We start from the raw sequence: 17,962 nt of genomic DNA on the forward strand, positions 1-17,962 counted from the left end.
TCAATTGACTTTGTCGCCATCTCTTTTTTATTTAGTGTACCCATGTACTGCCTCTATCAGGACGTTTTCGAAATCTGAACATATCTTTTGCCAGCTATAATTTTCGTTTACGAATTCCATCCCTTCATAACTCATTTTTTCCCTCATTTCTTTATTATTAAAGAGATGGATCACTGCCTGTTCTATCTCATCGCTGATTGCGGTATATATTACCTTATCCTCAGCTATTTCCCTGACACCTTTTAAATCTGTAGAAATTACAGGTTTCCTGCATGCCATATATTCAAGTAATTTTAACGGGAATGAATTTTGACTATCTCCAGTGGTTTTTCGTGAGACCATACACACATCCATGCAGGAGATATAATTAGGCAATTCACGGGTCAGGACACTTCCCACAAAAATAACATTTCCCGCAATCCCCAGTTGTTGTGCTGATTTTTTTAATTGGAATGACCTGTCGCCGTCTCCAATAATTACCATCTTAACATGGTAACCAGAACTGACCAATCGTTTTATTGCAGCAAAAGTCTGTTCAAGCTCAACCCACTCACTTAATACACCAACAAATCCCAGGATAAAATCGCGTTCTATTCCTAATTTTCTCTTCAGATTCCCGGAATCCCGGGGATAAAATAATTCAGTATCCACGCCGTTAGGTATTATTCTTGATGTATCAGGGGGAAAGCAGTAGGAATTTAATAGTGAATCTGTTACCAAAGTTATCTTATCAGATGTTTCCAGAGATTTATTAAACATATATTTCCCGGCAGAATGCCCGATATTCTTGAACACACGTGGGATTTGTGGGGATGTCTTAATCGCTTCAGGCAAGTCATCAGCCACATCAAATACCGTCGGAATATCATAAGACTTTACCTTTTTACCCACATAATAACCTGCGATGAGACTATTAAAATTGATATGAACATCATAGTCACTGAAATGCAGTTTTTCATCAAACAAGTCGAAATTTTTTATTAACAATAATTCCTGTAACACAGGATTTATGTGCCTCTCGGTGATATAATGTAACCTGGCATCTTTCAGACACTCTTCCAGATACTCATCATGCTTCTCCTCTAACCACCAGGCTTTAACACTCAAAATCGTGATCTCATGGTTCCGGGACAGGTGCTTGATAATATGATGCGGTCTCTGGGGATTGATGCGTTTTACGTCAGGCAGTGAAGTGATCAGAATTTTCATGTGAGTTCCCTGTTCTCTTTTCTCTCCCCCATTGTCGTGCTGACCAACACCTCTTCCATTTGTCCCACTATCTTTGACCAATCATAATTCTCTTCCACAAACCTCCTGCCTTGCGCACCCAACCTTTTTCTAAGCCCCTCATCTTCATACAGTGCCAGTATCTTTTGCTTCAGTTCATCCCTGCCAGATGCATAGAGTACTCGCTCTCCTGCAACCCCATGTATCCCCTGCAGCCTGGCTGAAAGTACCGGCTTCCCACATGCCATATACTCGAATAACTTCAAAGGAACCGCCATCTCAGAAATTGCCCCCTCCCTGAAAGGCATAATACAAACATCCATGGCTGAAATATACTTTGGCACTTCAGAATAGGGTACCATACCGGTAAATATCACCTTCTTCTCAACTCCATACCTTTTTGCCAGTTCCACGTTCTCCCCGAACCTGCCCTCTTTCCCAACCACAACCAGCTTGACCTCATCATTCAACTCCTTTAACACAGAAAAGATCGGCTCAAGGTCTATCCATTCCCTCATCACACCCACATAACCAATAATAAAACCATCAAGACCAAAATCGTACCTCGCACCCATACCATGATCCCTGAAAAGATCGGTATCCACTCCATTTGAGATTATGTCTGATTTACCTTCAGGGATATCATAAGCCGTTCTCAGTACCTCTGTGGTCAGGGTGATCCTCTCTGAGATACGAATGTTCTTTTTCAGCATCATATCTCCAAAAAAACCGCCAACCGGTCTTAATATTCCAGGGATTTGGGGTGAATGTCGTACCATTGCACCCAGGTCATCAGCAATATCATATACGGTTTTCAGTTTCCTGGCCGCAAAATAACCCGACACCAAGGTACTATAATTCAAATGAACGTCAAAGTCGTTTGTTTCCACAATTTCATTCACTTTGTTCCTTGACAATACTTCCTGAAGCACAGGACTCACTTTTCTATCAGTTAAATGGTAATAATCTATCCTGTCAAAAATATCATCGAAATCCCTTGAATACGATTCCAGGTCGCCCTGCCCACCTTTCCACCAGTCATTTATGCTGAGAACAGTTACGTCATGATCTTTCGAAAGATGCCTGACAAATTGATGGGGCCTGTTATGCTGGGATTTTTTCAAATCAACTATCGAAGTCACCAGGATGTTCATACATGACGCTCCAGTATCCCAATTATCTTTTCTCCTGCCCTGCCATCCCCAAACGGATTAGTCCAATTTTTGTTGGTTTTTACCATTTTCCTGACAGAATCCAGAATCTTTTCAGGAGATGTCCCTGCAATGATATTGGAACCTGCTTCAATGGTTTCTGGTCTTTCAGTATTATCCCTCAGAGTAACACACGGGACATTCAGGATACAGGTCTCCTCCTGCACACCGCCTGAATCCGTGAGTACCAATCGGGCATTACTTTCAAGTTGAAGGAAGCCTGGATAGTCCAGTGGATCAATGAATTCAATAGTATTTACCACGATGTCGAATTCTTCCATTCTTTTTTTTGCTCTCGGATGAATTGGGTATATTACCGGTAACCCAAACATTTCAGCAACAAGTTCCAGTGCCTTAATAATTCCCTCAAATATCTTTTTTTCATCCACATTTTCCTGTCTGTGTACTGTTGCAAGGAAATATTCTCCAGCTTTAAGATGAAGGTCATTGAGGATATCGACCCTATTATCTGCAATTTCCAGGTTTTGGAAGACTGCATCAACAATGGTATTGCCGGTTACAAAGATCATCTCAGCAGGGATCCCTTCTCCAATTAATGTCTCCCTTGACTTTTCAGTCGGGGAAAAAAGGTAATCTGAACAATGGTCAGTCAAAACACGGTTAATTTCCTCAGGCATTTTCCTGTCATAACTTCTAAGACCTGCTTCAACATGACCGACCCCTATGCCCAGCTTTGCAGCCACGATAGCACCGGCCAGTACAGTATTAGTATCCCCCTGCAACAACGCGATATCCGGGCTTTCTTTTATTAAGATCTCCTCAATACCCATCATCATCTTTCCCGTTTGTTCGCCGTGACTGGAAGACCCGATACAAAGGTTATACTTAGGTTCGGGTAGTTCAAGTTGCTCAAAAAAAATACGGTCCATATTACGTGAATAATGCTGGCCGGTATGAAGAATAAAATAATCTGTGCCTCTTTTTTCGCACTCCCTTATTAAAGGAGACAATTTGATAATTTCAGGCCTCGTTCCAAGAATAATTACAATTTTCATGAAGTCGACATTTCCTAACGCGTGTAAATATCTTTTTTATCTACCGTTTTATTTGTTTTTAGTCTCTCTTATCAACAATGACATAGTGTGTAGAATGATTCCGGTAAATGCTGAAAATGTTCCTATTAATGTTAACATTATCAAAAGCAAAGATGGTCCGAACGGCAACTGCCCTCCTGCTAAAAATAGTTTAATATAATGCAGCCCGATCCCAAATCCTGCCAGCATCAATGCTATTCCCGGCACCGTAAAATAAAATAGCGGCCGATTCAGCTCCATATCATGCAGCACCTTCACCAGCACCCTCAACCCATGCCTCACCGGATTCGCAGTGGAACAATCAACATCATACCGAACACTGATATCCACCTCTTTCACCCTCAGCTTTGCAAGAGCAGCATCCACCAGCATCTCGCTCTCTATCTCAAAACCGCTTTCCCTGAACCTGAAAGCTGGTATGGTATGTGCCGCAAAAGCACGAAAACCGCTCTGGCTATCGGTCACATCAAGCCCACTGCTAAAGTTCGTGGCCTTGTCCAGCACTTTCTGGCCCAGGCGGCGGTATCCAGGAGTATTCTTGCCGTGGCCGTTCATATAACGGCTGCCGTTCACAACATCTGCTTCCCCCTCCAGGATAGGAGCAATAAGTTTGGGTATTTCAGAAGGATGGTGCTGTCCGTCAGCATCCAATGTCACGATGATATCAGCCCCTTTGGCCGCTTTAAAACCACTCCTGAGCGCCGCACCCTTCCCTCTGTTTATGGGATGCCGTATCACTTCGGCCCCGGCCAGTTCGGCTACCTCTGCGGTCCGGTCCGTACTACCGTCGTCGATAACAAGCACCCGGTCGACATACTGACGTGTGCGAAGGATCACGGAACCTATGCTGACCTCCTCATTGTAGGCGGAGAGGACGGCGGTTATGGTGGGCAGGTGGGCACCTCCGGGAAATGGGTTGGGTGAATATGGGTGGAGTACCATGAGGGAAACATATGTAGAATGTCCTTCAATGTATCAAAATTCAGATCAAAGTTCACGTATAAAGCTCCGTTTTTTTTTTCCGTAAGAATTCATCAATCTAACGCTGCCTGCATATCTTTTTTATCAATCCTGTCTTTTTTAGAATAGGTTTTTCATGCTGGATTTCCGAGTTAATAATTACCCAATCTTCAAACATTATTTTCCTTCGGATATTTAATTGCACTCTATATACAAATTATCTCATTCCATTTATATAATTATGTATAACATATTGTACTTAAACAATTGCCAGCGTCGCCAATCTATTTCTTCCCGGAACCATTTTTTCCCCAGCATGTCCCCTCCTAAAGCTATCAACGCGCCAAGTCTAGTAAAGGATAATAGCTGCTTGTTCAATCCCATATCAAAGAGCACCTTCGCCATCACCCCGAATCCATATCATACCGGATTGGCAAGAAAACGATCAATATCATACCGAACGCAAATATCAACCATCTTCTCTTGACTTATTAAGACCTGCATCTACCAGTATCTCGCTCCATAACTCAAAACCACGTTTCCTGAATCTGAAAACTGGGTATTGAATATGCTGAAAAAAGCACACAAACCGTTCCTGGTTATCATAAAATCAAGCCTGAAGCTAGTATTTGTACCAACCAAAGTACATTCTTGCCCGGACATCGGTAGTTCCTGTAAAAAAAGGGAAAGACCTCAGGACTGAACTGGCTACCAGGGTGCAAATATTCCAATCATACAAAAAATCCCCGTCAAAGCGAACATTGCCCAGGCCCCGTGCTTTTCGTTAACTCTGAAATAATAGGGCAATACCCACTTAAGGGTCAATGGATTGGGCACTTCAAGGGTTCCATCTGCCCTTGGGCCACCGAACTTGGCCACGGGAAATTTCCTCACTCTCCAGTATACATACATCAGGAAATTGACCGTATGGGGGATCAGCATGATAAATCCGCTCACAATAAAACCCTGTATCACAATAATTGCCCCAATGGCCGAACCCACGGTCAGCGAACCGATATTGCCCCAGAATATCCTTGACGGATACCGTTCATAGAAATAAAAACCAAGAGTTGCACCGGTAATACTGACCACAGATAAAATATTATCCACATCTTCCATCACAATGCTCTTGATGATCAATGAGACCAGGACAATGATCGATAGACCTGAGGACATCCCATTATATCCGGAATGCATGTTGACCAGATTTGAAGCCACCAGGACATATGTGGGTACAATAAATTGAAGATAGAATATCCCCAGTTCCACGGACCCGATAGCCGGGAATACAATGGCCGTATGGGTTGCATATTGAATGAGGGGATATGAACAATAATACATCAAGAGGAGTTTTGACGTGCGGCCGATATCTATCATATCGTCCAGTACGCCAAATATACCGAACATTGCGATAACAATGAGCACCACATAATTCGTGGCCGAGAACTTGAAGAACAGCGAGTTCAGGGACAGGGCAAGCATGGCAATGAGGAGGATGGCTATCCCGCCACCGGTTGGCACCATCTTTTCACCGGATTTGTAATAGTCTTTGACCACCATGCCCTTTTTTGTGAGTTTCCTTATAAAGTAAGGCATTGAAATGGCAACGGCGATCAGTGGGAGCAGGAGTACGCATAGTATTTCTATGGTAATGAACTGCTGGTAGGTGAGGTGACTTATTATTTCGAAAAGCTGTATAATGCGGACGGTCTCCTGGTTTATTTAATGGACTATTTCTGTTGTTTATTCTTTTTTCAGAGGTTTAACTTTTGTGGTAAATTGTATTCAAAAGAATTAAAGTAACCTCAGTCGGATTTCCGAAGCGACCGAAAAAAAACAAACAAACATTGAGACTTCATTGCAAAAAATAGAAAAAATAGAAAAAGGAGGAGGATTGTTTCAATCCTCTTTTCCTTTCCTACTCTGCAATATGAACATTATTCCTACAATAGCTGCTATTGGCAGGGCAATAGTCGGGAATTCCGGGATCTCGTTATTAAAATCATGTGAGGGCGGGACAAAGACTATTGCTTTATTATCGTCATCTGCTCCAACTCCATCACCATGGAATTTTATGGAGCTATCACCACCGGAAGTAACTATCGGGATTTCAATAGATTCATCACTGCAAAGGTTTGTACCGAGATCGATTCTGGTAATACTATACCATGCCCCTGTTTGATAAATGCCATGCGTGGGGTATAAGAAATGATCATCAGTGGGAATCTCTGGTTTGGTACCATCTGCTGGTATCCAATTATTCACAGATATGCCATTTACGGTTAAACCTATTGAATTCATTGGATCATTTGGATCTGCATTTACCGCCATTAATAGATAAATAATGGATATACATTTATTCTGATTGTGATTCGTGATTGTAAGATTAAAAGAATCATCAGTAATAATCCATGACTCATCTCCCCAATCGTCAGTGTGATCAGGATTATATGTTGAACCAAATGGTTCAAGCCAAAGCTGTCCGGTGACTCCTCCCCCCCCTCCACTTAGAGACGTTGGAGTTACAATAATTACGCAAATTAGTGCAAGAAATAGAAATTTTCCCCTCGCTTTAAATCTTCTTATCATGTATCTAATCCCCCTGTAACAGATTGATCCCAAATTCATCTTTTTCACTTTCATCCATACAACCCAATGTACAGAACATCGGTTCGCTAACATACTCATCAAAAACGAGTATTTCCTTGTGGCAATGACCACAATTGATCTTCATTAAGTTCATTCCCAAAACCACCAACCCTTTATTTTCTTATAATATTTATTATCAATTCATAAGTATTTAATATTTTCCGGAAACTGTAAAAAACCCTGTGATAGTTGTACTCATCATAATGAGTTGCTCAACGTATTTACTATGATGCCAGACCAAAGAAATAAACGGCAACCCGTATTTATATAATAAATATTTTTTGAAATTATAATAAGATTTATTTAACTTCAGTGTTCATGAAATACACCATTTTGCATTCTCATTAGTCCTGCCCTTGGGAAGATATTCTTGTTATTTCCAAATCCCATAAAGAATAACACAATTTCAGAAACCCTTATCAGTGCATCTCATATAATATGACATTTAATTAGGTCATCAGCATAAACGCACATGGCAGGTAACACATGGACATCATCCAGGCAATAGTATTAGGCATCATCCAGGGCATCTTCGAATGGTTGCCTATCAGCAGTGAAGGCCAGTCCATGCTCATCCTGCTCAATGCCTTTCACATGAATGTGAATGAAGCGTTATCATTAGCAATTTTCATGCATCTTGGCACATCCTTTGCTGTGATGATAAAATTCAGGGAAGAGTTCAGAACAATAATAACAGGCAAAGACCGTGAACTTACCCGGATCATAGTGATCAGCACCGTATGCACCGGACTAACCGGTCTGCCGCTATATTTCCTCTTAAAAAGCACCTTTACTGGCGGTATTGCCGCTACACTCCTTATCGGAGTCCTGCTCATTCTAACCGGCGTAATTCTTGGCCTGAATAAAGGGAAAGGGCACAAATCAAGAGGTTCTATCACCCGTTCTGATATGATACTCCTGGGACTGGTACAGGGATTTGCCATTCTCCCGGGAATATCCCGCTCGGGTGTAACGCTGACAACCTTGCTTCTTCGAAATGTTGAACAAAAGACCGCCCTGGTGATTTCATTCCTCATCAGTGTTCCGGTTGTACTGGGTGCAGTTGCCCTGGACGCCGATATGGTCTTCACCCTTGACCCTGTACAGGGGCTTGCATTGTTCTTGTCATCACTTCTGGTGGGATATATAATGATGGATTTTCTCCTGCAATATGCCGACAGGGTGGATTTCTCCCTCTTTTGTATATCCCTGGGAGTGCTGACCATCATCCTCTCAGCCGGGCATTATGTGTTATAAACCCGGACATTCGAGACCAACAGAACATCTCCGGAAATTCGGAAAATGTTTAACCTACGAATGATGTATAATCGGCAATGGCAAGATATCTGCGGCCTGTAAATATTTTCACATTTTTCCTGATATCCAGCATAGTATATGCACTGTTCATATTCTATCTCTCTGCACAAAGTGATGTATCCTCACATCTGGGTTTTATCAAAAAGCAATACCTTCTGGACATTCTCTCCTTTTTAGAAGGGTCCGGATTGGGTATTAGCAAAGAGATCTCGTATTTTGCGTATAACAACCAGGATAAAGCCATGCATTTCATTCTTTACACAGGATTCGGTATCTTACTTTACCTGACTATGCACTTTTCAAGGAACGCTCAATTGCGAAGATATGCTGTATTGCTCGCTCTGGTAATAGGGGTATCATATGCAATAACTGACGAAATACACCAGTCCTTTGTTCCGGGCCGAACCTCATCTCAGGCCGATGTTATAGCAGACACAGCAGGTCTTGTTTTTTCCCTCATCATAACTCCGTGTTTTGTCGCTATGGTAAGATTGATAAACAAATGGTTTCGCAGAGGCCACGCGCAATAGCCATCAACATATCTCATATTTCCTGTAACTCATAGCATCCATCCGGTTCGTGTCCAGTACATCCACCAGCAGTTTCAGGTCACCATCGGATGGCTGGCACTGCCTGGCCGGTGGTATCACCTTCACCTCCCGCTTCGCGAACACAGCCCCGCCCCGCATATTGGCGCACAGGTACCCCCGGGACCTGCCCGTGATAATCAGGTTGCCCGCCCGCATATCTGCAGCCGCGAACTCACCTACATCTCCCCGTACCACCACAGTGCCCCCAGCCAGCAGCGTACCCGTGTTCATACCCGCATTTCCATCCACATAGATTGTGCCTTTTCTCATCAGGATGCCAGTGCTCAGACTAACGTCACCTTCCACCATCACCCTGGCATCCCGCTCACACCGGGCGCCCACCGTATCCCTGAGCACGCTATCTGCCAGCACCAGGCATGGTACGTCCCTATCCTGGAAAGAATTCCTGCCGTCAATGAACGTATCCACGCCCATCCCGTGGTGCAGGATATCTGTGATGGACCTGAAACAATGATAACCATCCCGGCCAGATACCACCTCGACCACATTCCCCAAGGGTTGCGCCACGCTGCCTGAAACATATATCCGGCCCGATACCATGCTGATACCCATGCGGGTGCCAACATCTCCATCCACGAATATGCTGCCTACATCCAGTGCATGCCCACTTCCACCGAAATATTTCAGGTCAACACCCAGGCTGGAAGCCAGTCTGCTGCCCGCATTGCCTATGATATGCACATCACCGCCCGACCGCAGGTGTTCCACCAGGTTACGGTGGGTATATTCACTACCTCGCTGGTTGTCAATAGGAGCATCAGGGTCGAGTTCAGTGCCTTCGTGCTGCCAGTAGAAATTGTATGTGAAGTCACACAGGCAGTTTGTTAGAGATTGTATATCTAATGTCAGTGTGTCATTCATTGCGACTTAATTATCTGGTATGTTTAATTATTTATCGGGATTTATTTGCTCTGAAGATTAACAGGTAGAGTGGGATGCATACATTTAAAGTGGCGACTTAAAACCATTGAACCAACAGATTATATATATTGAAATGTAATGTTAATTATTAACACAAAAGGAATTAAAGAGTATTATGACAAAGGCTATAGAAGTTGTTTATGAGGATAACGTTTTTAAGCCTATTGGCCCAGTTGAAGGTCTTAGGGAACATGAAAGGATGGTAGCGATTTTTTCTCGGCGTCCTTCCAAAAAAGGTTTGCGTGAAGTAGCTGGAACAATGACACATGACGAAGCTATGGCAATGCAGAAACTTATTGATGAGGAGTTCGAAAAAATTGAAGGCGAGTGGTAGGTTAGCTGTTGATACTAACGCTGTAATCGCCTACAGAGAAGGTATTTCTGAAGTATGTACATTGATTGATGATGCAGACGTAATTATTTTACCAGTTACTGTTCTGGGTGAACTACTTTATGGTGCTTTAAATAGTGCTAAAAAAGAACAGAATGAACATGTTATTCAACAATTTGCAGAGTATTCTCTTATCATGCAGGTTGATGAATCAGTTGCTAAACGTTACGCTGAAGTGCGTTTAAATCTTAAAAAAAACGGAACTCCAATTCCTGAAAATGACATATGGGTTGCTGCAGCATGTTTGGAGCTCGAAGTTCCACTTCTGACCCAGGATGGTCACTTTAAGTTTGTTGAAAGATTAGACATTTTTAACTGGTAAATTACTTTGTTTTTGTACATAAAGTATAACTTTTTGTATTCAAGTTAATCCGACCGTAGGGAGGATTTTCTTGTTCTTTTATTAGGGTGTTCAATTGAATAATTTCATTTTCATTTATCTAAACCCTTTTATCGTGCCAGGACATTGTAAATCCCATGAAACTATGGGCCATCAGGGTACCCAGAAAACTGGCAGAGGATACACGAAGGCTGTTGCTGCAGGCAGGCAACATCCACCCGGAAGCCCAGTTGCGCAGGGACAATGAATATATCCTTATTCCTGTGAACAGCAAACCTGACCCTGACGAACTGTTAGAACGAATCGGTTTAGAGACAGATGATAATCTCACCATCATAGAAGCCGAATTTGAAACAAAACCGAAAAAACCATCACTCGAAGACATACTGGGCTTCACACCCACCTTTGACGTGGTTGGAGATATCGCCATCATTGACGCCGATGACCCTGACGCTCCCCGTATCGCCAGTGCATTGATGGAGTTTCGTAAAAGTCTCAAGGTGGTACTGGGGGCGGTAAGCCATGTTGAAGGCGAGTTCAGGACCCGGCAGTTTGTGGTACTGGCAGGTGAGGACAGAACCCATACCGTGCATAAGGAATACGGGTGCCGGTATAAGGTGGACCTTGCCGGAGCCTATTTTTCAGGCCGCCTGGGGAGCGAGCGCCAACGGGTGGCCGAAACGGTGAAACCGGGGCAGTGTGTAGTGGACCTGTTCGCAGGTGTCGGCCCTTTTAGCATACTTATCGGCAGGACCGTGCCCGGCGCCAGCGTGGTGGCCATTGATAAGAATCCAGTCGCTGTAGAGTTATTGAGGGAGAACATCCTGTTGAATAAAGTGAATAATGTGCGTGCGAGGGAAGATGATGCCAGGGATGCGGCCGCAAAGTTGGAACACCGGGCAGACCATATAATCATGAACCTGCCCCAGTCTGCCAGGGAATTCCTGGACAGCGGAATACGTGTGGCCAGGGATGGGGGCATGGTGCATTTTTATGACATCACGCACGAGGATGATCTGTATCGAAGCTCCTGGGAATTGATACGGGGTGCTGCGGTGCGACAGGGGAGAGGGGTGGAGTGTGTTGAAAAGAGGATTGTGCGATCGTATGCACCGTATCAATATAATGTGTGCATTGAGTTTCGGGTTACTGAAAATGAACAAATGTGATCATGATATCTCATGACTGGTTTATAATTTACTTTACACCGCCATTGACATTATCAGTATATTGCATCTTTAATGGCTGACTGGAGGCTACAGGGTAAGAATGGATTTGAAGAACTGGAGGAATTACTCAGGCGAGAGTTGTATATGGGCTAAACAAATACCTTTTTTTTACCCATTTATAGTAATTATTGTGCTGCTTGAAGTGTTAAACCCGCCCCCCGTACGGACCATTGCAACAACCCTGTACGTCCCTTCCTTTTGTGGTCCCACATCCTCCAAACCAGTGTGGGTATATATTTTAGAGGGATCCCAGATTGTATGATGAGGTAGGCCAAAATACCCTTGCGGCCATATATATTCAGGACCTTTAATTTCATTCCAAAAAACTAATGTCTCATTGTGGTCGTTGATTTTATATATCTCCCATTTTGGAACCCCAGCCAGAAGCGTTATTCCGCTGTTTTTAATATTGATGGTTATTTTTTCACCGACCTCATATTCTTTTTTATCGGTATAAACGCTGAGAACTCCCATACTAAAGAATCCTAATACCGTTGCAATGATATATAAAATAACAATTGAAATGCTGATTGCAATAGCAATATTTTTTTTATTCATACTCACTCACCTCAAAAAATAAAAAATTGGAGGTTTTATTTGCACCTGTCCCCTCCAATTACTTCTCCTGTATGACCATCCATCCAAGCCTGCACTATGGCACCATCTCCCCTTGTTTCATCTTCAAATGTTATAATCCATGCTAAGGTATAGCTGCCGGTAGGATTTGTATTGCGCGTATTAGCCCAATCATTTGGTTTTCTGATTTCCAGAGATGAACTCATTAGTTTCGAATCATGTGGGAGTCCGTAGCTCTTATTCAGGAATTCATTTGCAGCCTTGATCGCATCTTCTCTGATAATTTCGGGGGTTGTATCGATGGCAGCCATGCTCGATTCATCGGCAATTTTCTCAACAAATGAGATTAATTCGCCGGTATTTGCATCGATTCTTACAGAAATAAAATTTCCGTATACCGGCACTCCATTCTTCTGCTGTGTCCATACAATGGCATACATTTTTTCATGTGGATATTCGATCAGCTCTACAGAAGCCTGGAGAACTTCCAACGAATCGATATCAATTGCATATTCTACCAGTTGAGTTTTTGCCATCATAAGTGCTTTATTCGATGTTATCGATGTTTTATTGCCAGCTCTAGAAGAGTTAAAATAACCTATCGTCTGCCCGGCATTTGCATCTATATCAATGATGGTCACATCTTTTCCATCAATATAGTCAAACTCCCAATATATATTCGTGTCATCGCTCCGTAAGTTTATCTGTGATTTGTCTACAGGAAGCGATTTTGCTGCAATATTACTTGCTTGTTCCTTAGTAATCGGGTTTTTCACATTGTTAAAATTGAGGCCATCCATACCAGAATTCTGACTTGCCATTGCAATCGCGATTAATCCGATAACAATTAAGCATATTGATACTATTACAAACTTATTTTTCATTTATCCCACCTCTTCTTAAATTGTTATGCTATCGTCACCATAAATGGTGTAATCGCTTCCAATAGTTGTTCGCTGACCTGCCCATAGAGCTGAATTGTGTACTGTATTTCCATGTATCAGTAAATATCCGAATTCATCTGTGAAATTTTCTGATTCACCGATATTTACAGTTCTGGTGAATCCTATGTAAGCCGTCGTTCCTTGATTTATGAAACCTTCGCTTACATCATACATTCCCCAATGCCGTACTGAGGATTTGCAGGCATCAGCATATGCCAGTTTTATTGTGCTTGATGGTACATCGCCACCCGCAATATATGATAAAGGATTGTAAGGCTCGTCAAAATACAATCGTGTTGCACCTACTCCACTTAAATCTCCGCCATGACCTGAAAACATCCATATGGTATCAGATGGTATTCTCCCAAGAACATTACTTTTACTATCTTGGTGATTATATACAGTCGCGTATCCTTTCTGACTCATATAATTGTTCCAGATATTGGCATCTGTTTCTTAATCCATTTGCTTATCTGAATCTGCGATTGCCGCAGCAGCAATACCTGTTGCCGAGAATGTAAGCATAACGATAAAGCAAATAGATGCTAACATTTTCAATTTATTTCGTTTCATTATATACCTCCATCTATATTTTTCCTCTATCGAAGGCGAAACCAGCAAGCTTTAAATAACTTCAAATCCCACCAATACTATGCCTTCGGGTATAGTGGGATTTCAGCCTATTTCTTAATCTCAACATGTCGAAACTCCCACATCTTATATTTATTGCACGAAATTATTTTATTTGTGCAATGATGAGAATAATACACAACTGTATATAAAACCATTGCAATTATCTTAATATTCGGTGGCAAGATATATATATATATATATATATAATTAGAAATGTTTTTAATAATTCACGGAAATTATTTTATCGTACCATACATCCAGTATCCATTCAACTATAGGAAATCAGAGTACACGATGCTGGATTATTCAGAACTGTGTGATATGATTCCGCAGCTATAGTGTTACTATAGAGAACATCCGGCTGAATCAGGCATATCATGTCACTATAAACATGCCTCATTTAGCAATGAATGGGTGGTGGGTGGAAAAAGGATTGTGCGATCGTATGAACATACCAATATAACATGTGCATTGAATTTCGGGTTACTGAAAATGAACAAATGTGATCATGATATCTCATGACTGGTAATTATTTTACTTTACACTCCTCATCCCTTCCTGGAATCGCTTTATTGATGCGTAAATGATGGTGATGAATCCCGCCTGGAACATTAAGAATGCACCAGAATAATCTATTTTTGGACTCGAACCAGCTAAAAAAATACTTATCCAGGAGACGAGGGCAACAATCAATGGAGTAAATATGAGAATTTTACCCATAGCTTCCACAGCGCGTAACCAATCATTGTGTGTATTCATTTTATTGAACCTCATGTTAAATAATGTGACCATTTACCTTACCTTAATAGCATGCATCTTCAATGTTTTTATCTGATCAAAGCAATCCTGACAATTTTCCCAGATCCACCTGGCTGGTCATGAACCACACCCCAAATATCATCAGGAACACACCGCATCCCATCAATACCCGCCGGTACAGCACCTCGGACATCAGCGATCTCCCACGGCTCATTGCAGTAGACACCAGCGTGTACCAGCCCAGGTCCGCCATCAGGTGACCTACCAGGAATATTGAAGCCGCAAACAGGCTAGCCTCAAGCCCCATCAGTATCAGTCCTGCCCCCGCAGTCAGCCACCACAGCCAGAAATACGGGTGGGATACGGATGTGATTATACCTGCCAAAAACGGACTTTTGAAAACGGTGCTACCACCCGAGAGTGTGGCAGTCTTGCCTTCCTTAAAGGTCATGACCCCGAATATCACCAGTACGGCACCCCCGATAATCGAAATCCACAGGATGACACCATGACTGGCCAGCGCAGAAAAACCTGTAACTATAAAAACAAACACCAGCAACTCTACCAATGCATGTCCCGATACCACCCTGGGTCCGCTGGTCCAGCCCCTGGTCAGTGACGTTTCAATGGTAGCAAACAGCATAGGTCCGGGCACAAGAGCACCAGTAAGACCAACACTGAATCCTATGAACAGCATTGTTGAGATATCTATCATTATCCAGGAACCCTGAATGAAAAAAGCCTATTCTTCTGATTTGAACATCAATATCTCATCGTCTAGATATTCAAGGATTTTCATAAGTTTTTCATGAAGCAAAGTGTCATCTTCACACAACGAGAGGTGGGTCTCTATGGCTTCTTTATTGCCATAGAGGCGCTGGAGTATCATCTCCTTGCGTATCTGTGCCTCTATGATTGAATCCTTAACATATATTTGACTCAATATATCAACATCCATTTTTTGAGGGGCATAAAAATATGCCCCTTTTTATAGAATAATTTCTATATCCAACTGTTCAGCCAATTCCTTATATCTGTTTCGTATGGTAACCTCAGTGACACCTGCCACTTCAGCCACCTCACGCTGGGTCCTGCGGTCTCCACACAGGATACTCGATATATAGATAGCCGCTGCCGCAACACCGGTAGGGCCCCTGCCAGACGTAAGTTCCTTCTCTGCGGCCTGTCTCAGGATTTCCACACCCTTGGACTGCACTTCACCCTTCAGGTTCAGGCCCGAGCAGAACCGTGGGATATAGTCAATGGGTGATGTGGGCATGAGTTTCAGGCCCAGTTCCCTGGAAATGAACCGGTATGTCCTGCCAATCTCCTTGCGGCTGACCCTGGATACTTCGGCAATCTCGTCCAGCGTCCGTGGCACGCTGCACTGGCGGCAAGCTGCATACAACGCCGAGGCAGCCACACCTTCAATACTGCGACCCCGTATCAGGTTCATATCCACAGCTTTACGGTACACCACAGCTGCGGTTTCCCTCACATTCCTGGAAAGACCCAGTGCACTGGCCATCCTGTCCAGTTCTGACAGAGCAAAAGCCAGGTTTCGTTCAGTAGCATTACTGACCCTTATCCGGCGCTGCCATTTACGCAGCCGGTACAACTGGGCCCTGCTCTTGGATGAAATGGATTTGCCATAGGAATCACGGTTACGCCAGTCAATCATTGTGGACAGGCCCTTATCGTGAATGGTGTAGGTCATGGGCGCCCCTACCCTGCTCCTCTTCATGCGCTGGTCATGGTCAAATGCCCTCCATTCCGGTCCCTGGTCGATGAACTCGGAATCCACTACCAGGCCACATTCGTTGCACACCAGTTCTGCCCGTTCATAGTCCTGTACAAGGCTGCGGCTGCCGCACTCAGGGCATTCAACCTTAGGCTTTTCAAACGAACCGACTTTCTCTTTATCCTGCCGTATCTTCTCGCGGAGCTTACTTCTCTGGGGTCTTTCGACCTCCCTCTCTTTTTCTAGTTCAGGCATTTTATCTCATTTCCTCAATAAAAATCATCGTTCTGTTCATAATCATAGATATATATCAAATGTATCGCTATCAACCCGGTTGTATTTTCACCAGCTATCTCACATAAACGTGCTTGTGCTTGAGCTTGAGAAGTTCCTCGTTAGCCACATTACTGAAAAGTCTAACTGAAAAATAAGGATGGTCGACCGGACCGAACACATCATTTACCTTGCCGAGCTTTTTCATTTTACGGTTCATGACCACATTGTTCATCCTGGGCAATAATGTATTCTTGTTATTGTTTTCATCCCCTCTGACAATCAGGTTTTTATGGCTGGAAGTGTGTAGTACAGTTCCCAATGTTTTCAAATATGCACCTCTATGAAAGTATTATATATACTAAAACGATTGTATATAAGCTTATCGTAAAAGGTTTATTTATGTGCATTAATCAGATTTAAAGGTTGTGAAATAAGGGCATCATTAGCACGTTTTTCACTTAACCCTGCACCAAGTGCGACCTTACGTGCCTGTTCATCAGTAAGCAGGTCGCCAGGTGAATGGGAATCGGTACCCACCACCAGTGCTGCACCAACCTCTTCTGCCACTCTGGCCACATGACCGTTGGCCCGGTTATGCCCGCAACGAGACGTAATTTCCAGACAGACACCCTGTTCTGCAGCAAGGACGGCATCGTCTCTTGATATGAGTCCCGGATGTGCCAGAATATCAGCACCTGCTTCGATAGCTGCACGGTTGGTCCCCGGAATCACAGGCTCGGCCAGGGTCTCCCCGTGCACAACCACTATCCTGGCGCCCAGTTTCCTTGCCAGGGATACCATTTCAGCTATCTTTTGTGGTGGAACGTGGGTAATCTCCACACCTGGCAGTACCTGTATATCCCAGACCTCTTCAAGGTACGCAGCTTTCTTAATACCGTCCAGCACATGCCCGATATTGGTAAAATCAACGTGGTCGGTAATAGCTATTGCCGTGTATCCGTGAACCACTGCTCTTCGTACAAGTTCACTGGGAAGCAGTTCTCCGTCACTGAATATTGAATGGGTATGAAGGTCGATCATGGTTCAGGTTCATTATCACGGTAATAGATATTATAATTAACGTACCATAAAAAAAATAGTAGAAACACTTTTGAATGGATA

Annotated in this window: 22 protein-coding genes; 5 read left to right on the forward strand and 17 right to left on the reverse strand. The window is 43.2% G+C overall.

Going from position 1 to position 17,962, the window contains the following annotated elements:
- Positions 1-27 precede the first annotated feature (27 nt).
- From K0A89_07760 to K0A89_07790, 7 genes are all read right to left on the reverse strand, one after another.
- Complete coding sequence (locus K0A89_07760) at positions 28-1,209, reverse strand: glycosyltransferase family 4 protein (GenBank protein ID MBW6518382.1); 1,182 nt, start codon at positions 1,207-1,209, stop codon at positions 28-30.
- Complete coding sequence (locus tag K0A89_07765) at positions 1,206-2,381, reverse strand: glycosyltransferase family 4 protein (GenBank protein MBW6518383.1); 1,176 nt, start codon at positions 2,379-2,381, stop codon at positions 1,206-1,208. Before K0A89_07765 ends, K0A89_07760 begins: the two co-directional genes overlap by 4 nt.
- Positions 2,378-3,454, reverse strand: coding sequence for a UDP-N-acetylglucosamine 2-epimerase (non-hydrolyzing) (gene wecB / locus K0A89_07770; protein ID MBW6518384.1), 1,077 nt, complete (start codon positions 3,452-3,454; stop codon positions 2,378-2,380). Before wecB ends, K0A89_07765 begins: the two co-directional genes overlap by 4 nt.
- 48 nt (positions 3,455-3,502) lie before the next feature.
- Positions 3,503-4,435: a glycosyltransferase family 2 protein gene (locus K0A89_07775; GenBank protein MBW6518385.1), complete on the reverse strand. Its 933-nt coding sequence runs from the start codon at positions 4,433-4,435 to the stop codon at positions 3,503-3,505.
- 726 nt (positions 4,436-5,161) lie between these two features.
- Positions 5,162-6,049: a UDP-N-acetylglucosamine-1-phosphate transferase gene (locus K0A89_07780; protein MBW6518386.1), complete on the reverse strand. Its 888-nt coding sequence runs from the start codon at positions 6,047-6,049 to the stop codon at positions 5,162-5,164.
- A 303-nt stretch (positions 6,050-6,352) separates the two neighbouring features.
- Positions 6,353-6,568 carry a PEF-CTERM sorting domain-containing protein gene (locus K0A89_07785; GenBank protein ID MBW6518387.1) on the reverse strand — a complete coding sequence of 72 codons (216 nt, stop codon included), beginning with the start codon at positions 6,566-6,568 and terminating at the stop codon, positions 6,353-6,355.
- 478 nt (positions 6,569-7,046) lie between these two features.
- Positions 7,047-7,196 (reverse strand): hypothetical protein, encoded by a 150-nt coding sequence (locus tag K0A89_07790; protein MBW6518388.1) that lies wholly within the window; start codon positions 7,194-7,196, stop codon positions 7,047-7,049.
- Between the two features lie 392 nt (positions 7,197-7,588).
- Here K0A89_07790 and K0A89_07795 point away from each other — a divergent pair, with 392 nt between their 5' ends.
- A complete protein-coding gene (locus K0A89_07795) occupies positions 7,589-8,359 on the forward strand; it encodes an undecaprenyl-diphosphate phosphatase (protein MBW6518389.1) in 771 nt (256 codons plus the stop codon).
- Positions 8,360-8,436: 77 nt separating this feature from the next.
- Positions 8,437-8,949 (forward strand): VanZ family protein, encoded by a 513-nt coding sequence (locus tag K0A89_07800; protein ID MBW6518390.1) that lies wholly within the window; start codon positions 8,437-8,439, stop codon positions 8,947-8,949.
- A gap of 3 nt (positions 8,950-8,952) precedes the next feature.
- Here the strand turns inward: K0A89_07800 and K0A89_07805 are convergent, their stop codons facing one another.
- Positions 8,953-9,891 carry a tributyrin esterase gene (locus tag K0A89_07805; protein ID MBW6518391.1) on the reverse strand — a complete coding sequence of 313 codons (939 nt, stop codon included), beginning with the start codon at positions 9,889-9,891 and terminating at the stop codon, positions 8,953-8,955.
- A gap of 175 nt (positions 9,892-10,066) precedes the next feature.
- Here K0A89_07805 and K0A89_07810 point away from each other — a divergent pair, with 175 nt between their 5' ends.
- From K0A89_07810 to K0A89_07820, 3 genes are all read left to right on the forward strand, one after another.
- Complete coding sequence (locus tag K0A89_07810; GenBank protein ID MBW6518392.1) at positions 10,067-10,285, forward strand: antitoxin family protein; 219 nt, start codon at positions 10,067-10,069, stop codon at positions 10,283-10,285.
- Complete coding sequence (locus tag K0A89_07815) at positions 10,269-10,664, forward strand: type II toxin-antitoxin system VapC family toxin (GenBank protein ID MBW6518393.1); 396 nt, start codon at positions 10,269-10,271, stop codon at positions 10,662-10,664. Before K0A89_07810 ends, K0A89_07815 begins: the two co-directional genes overlap by 17 nt.
- 155 nt (positions 10,665-10,819) lie before the next feature.
- A complete protein-coding gene (locus tag K0A89_07820; protein MBW6518394.1) occupies positions 10,820-11,851 on the forward strand; it encodes a class I SAM-dependent methyltransferase family protein in 1,032 nt (343 codons plus the stop codon).
- Positions 11,852-12,019: 168 nt separating this feature from the next.
- On the opposite strand, the gene K0A89_07825 is transcribed toward K0A89_07820, so the two are convergent.
- The 9 genes from K0A89_07825 to K0A89_07865 form a co-directional block, all read right to left on the reverse strand.
- Complete coding sequence (locus K0A89_07825; GenBank protein ID MBW6518395.1) at positions 12,020-12,469, reverse strand: hypothetical protein; 450 nt, start codon at positions 12,467-12,469, stop codon at positions 12,020-12,022.
- 35 nt (positions 12,470-12,504) lie between these two features.
- Entirely contained in the window at positions 12,505-13,371 is an 867-nt protein-coding gene (locus K0A89_07830; protein ID MBW6518396.1) for a PepSY domain-containing protein, read from the reverse strand.
- A gap of 15 nt (positions 13,372-13,386) precedes the next feature.
- Complete coding sequence (locus K0A89_07835; GenBank protein MBW6518397.1) at positions 13,387-13,857, reverse strand: hypothetical protein; 471 nt, start codon at positions 13,855-13,857, stop codon at positions 13,387-13,389.
- A gap of 741 nt (positions 13,858-14,598) precedes the next feature.
- Positions 14,599-14,823, reverse strand: coding sequence for a hypothetical protein (locus K0A89_07840; GenBank protein MBW6518398.1), 225 nt, complete (start codon positions 14,821-14,823; stop codon positions 14,599-14,601).
- A gap of 76 nt (positions 14,824-14,899) precedes the next feature.
- Entirely contained in the window at positions 14,900-15,538 is a 639-nt protein-coding gene (locus K0A89_07845) for a LysE family translocator (GenBank protein MBW6518399.1), read from the reverse strand.
- Between the two features lie 27 nt (positions 15,539-15,565).
- Positions 15,566-15,766 (reverse strand): hypothetical protein, encoded by a 201-nt coding sequence (locus tag K0A89_07850; GenBank protein MBW6518400.1) that lies wholly within the window; start codon positions 15,764-15,766, stop codon positions 15,566-15,568.
- A 45-nt stretch (positions 15,767-15,811) separates the two neighbouring features.
- On the reverse strand, positions 15,812-16,819 hold the full coding sequence (locus tag K0A89_07855) for a transcription initiation factor IIB (protein ID MBW6518401.1): 1,008 nt from the start codon (positions 16,817-16,819) through the stop codon (positions 15,812-15,814).
- A gap of 94 nt (positions 16,820-16,913) precedes the next feature.
- Entirely contained in the window at positions 16,914-17,168 is a 255-nt protein-coding gene (locus K0A89_07860; protein ID MBW6518402.1) for a Gar1/Naf1 family protein, read from the reverse strand.
- Between the two features lie 65 nt (positions 17,169-17,233).
- Entirely contained in the window at positions 17,234-17,881 is a 648-nt protein-coding gene (locus tag K0A89_07865; protein MBW6518403.1) for a histidinol phosphate phosphatase domain-containing protein, read from the reverse strand.
- Between the last annotated feature and the right edge of the window lie 81 nt (positions 17,882-17,962).

This window comes from ANME-2 cluster archaeon (genome assembly GCA_019429385.1).
Classification (GTDB): Archaea; Halobacteriota; Methanosarcinia; order Methanosarcinales; family Methanocomedenaceae; genus Methanocomedens_B.

Bases quoted from the DNA above. Each gene is read 5' to 3' on its own strand.
- K0A89_07760 (MBW6518382.1), bottom strand. From the start codon at position 1,209: ATGAAAATTCTGATCACTTCACTGCCTGACGTAAAACGCATCAATCCC.
- K0A89_07765 (MBW6518383.1), bottom strand. From the start codon at position 2,381: ATGAACATCCTGGTGACTTCGATAGTTGATTTGAAAAAATCCCAGCAT.
- wecB (MBW6518384.1), bottom strand. From the start codon at position 3,454: ATGAAAATTGTAATTATTCTTGGAACGAGGCCTGAAATTATCAAATTG.
- K0A89_07775 (MBW6518385.1), bottom strand. From the start codon at position 4,435: ATGGTACTCCACCCATATTCACCCAACCCATTTCCCGGAGGTGCCCAC.
- K0A89_07780 (MBW6518386.1), bottom strand. From the start codon at position 6,049: ATGCCTTACTTTATAAGGAAACTCACAAAAAAGGGCATGGTGGTCAAA.
- K0A89_07790 (MBW6518388.1), bottom strand. From the start codon at position 7,196: ATGAACTTAATGAAGATCAATTGTGGTCATTGCCACAAGGAAATACTC.
- K0A89_07795 (MBW6518389.1), top strand. From the start codon at position 7,589: ATGGACATCATCCAGGCAATAGTATTAGGCATCATCCAGGGCATCTTC.
- K0A89_07800 (MBW6518390.1), top strand. From the start codon at position 8,437: ATGGCAAGATATCTGCGGCCTGTAAATATTTTCACATTTTTCCTGATA.
- K0A89_07805 (MBW6518391.1), bottom strand. From the start codon at position 9,891: ATGAATGACACACTGACATTAGATATACAATCTCTAACAAACTGCCTG.
- K0A89_07810 (MBW6518392.1), top strand. From the start codon at position 10,067: ATGACAAAGGCTATAGAAGTTGTTTATGAGGATAACGTTTTTAAGCCT.
- K0A89_07820 (MBW6518394.1), top strand. From the start codon at position 10,820: ATGAAACTATGGGCCATCAGGGTACCCAGAAAACTGGCAGAGGATACA.
- K0A89_07825 (MBW6518395.1), bottom strand. From the start codon at position 12,469: ATGAATAAAAAAAATATTGCTATTGCAATCAGCATTTCAATTGTTATT.
- K0A89_07830 (MBW6518396.1), bottom strand. From the start codon at position 13,371: ATGAAAAATAAGTTTGTAATAGTATCAATATGCTTAATTGTTATCGGA.
- K0A89_07835 (MBW6518397.1), bottom strand. From the start codon at position 13,857: ATGAGTCAGAAAGGATACGCGACTGTATATAATCACCAAGATAGTAAA.
- K0A89_07840 (MBW6518398.1), bottom strand. From the start codon at position 14,823: ATGAATACACACAATGATTGGTTACGCGCTGTGGAAGCTATGGGTAAA.
- K0A89_07845 (MBW6518399.1), bottom strand. From the start codon at position 15,538: ATGATAGATATCTCAACAATGCTGTTCATAGGATTCAGTGTTGGTCTT.
- K0A89_07855 (MBW6518401.1), bottom strand. From the start codon at position 16,819: ATGCCTGAACTAGAAAAAGAGAGGGAGGTCGAAAGACCCCAGAGAAGT.
- K0A89_07865 (MBW6518403.1), bottom strand. From the start codon at position 17,881: ATGATCGACCTTCATACCCATTCAATATTCAGTGACGGAGAACTGCTT.